This window comes from Alsobacter sp. SYSU BS001988 (assembly GCF_054796215.1).
The window spans coordinates 1-936 of sequence record NZ_JBTAMK010000046.1; the positions used below are offsets into that span (position 1 = coordinate 1).

Annotated in this window: 2 protein-coding genes; both read right to left on the bottom strand. The window is 64.4% G+C overall.

What is annotated here, in order from left to right; genetic code table 11:
• A partial coding sequence (locus ACYVO7_RS25720) for a helix-turn-helix domain-containing protein (protein WP_460452608.1) occupies positions 1 to 132 on the bottom strand: 132 nt, incomplete at its 3' end.
• Positions 129 to 936: DnaB-like helicase C-terminal domain-containing protein (locus ACYVO7_RS25725; protein ID WP_460452607.1), on the bottom strand; the 808-nt coding region annotated here is incomplete at its 5' end. The genes ACYVO7_RS25720 and ACYVO7_RS25725, both read right to left, overlap by 4 nt.

The window sequence follows — 936 nt, forward strand, 5'->3', positions numbered from 1 at the left end:
ACAGAGCTGTCGGACAGAGGGAAACGCCTGTCCGGTCTGATCGGCGTAATCGGCCAGCACGAGAAGGACGATCTTTCGCGAGCCGCTCCCCGTTTTTTGACCTTTGGCCCATGCGATCGCGGCGTTGCTCATGCGCCGAGCTCCGCCACGGCATTGCAGGGCAGCGAGGCGAACAGCTGGAAACGTCCCGTTGGCCCCTGACGCTGCTTCAGCACCTCGATCTCAATTTGGTCCTGAGCATCGAACAGCCGCTGTTCCTGCTCGGGCGTGAGGTTCGGCAGCCGCTCCAGGTAGTAGCCCTCCCGGTAAGCCGCGATCACCACATCGGCGTCTTGCTCAATGGAGCCGGAGTCGCGCAGATCCGAGAGCACGGGCCGCTTGTCGTCCCGCCGCTCAACCTCTCGGCTTAGCTGGGACAGGGCCATGACGGTGCAGCCCAGCTCTTTGGCGAGAGCCTTTAGGCCGCCGGAAATTTCCGAAACCTCGTTCACGCGGTTGCCGGCATAGCGGGTAGAAGGCCTGACAAGACCGATATGGTCGACCACGATCAGCCGGAGCTGTGCGCCCGCCCTTTCGCAGCGGGCCCTCCATTGCCTTGCCCGGGCCGAGACCTGGCCCAGCGTCATCCCCGGCTGTTGCTCGATTTGGAGATGCAGGTTCGCCATGCGGCCCTTGGCATGATGGAGCCGCTCGACCTCATCATTGGACAGGCTGGCCGCCTCTGCGATCCGTCGATAGGTGAGCGCCGTCCGGCGGCCGTCGAACGCCAGAGCGGCTAGAGCGCGCTCCGCCAACTCCTCGGCTGACATCTCGAGGGAGCAGCAGAAGACCCCGTTTTCGCGCGCCGCATTCAGTGCAATGGCGAGCGCGAGTGTGGTTTTGCCCATGCCGGGGCGACCAGCCAAGATGACAAGTTGGCCGGGGTAGAAGCCGCCC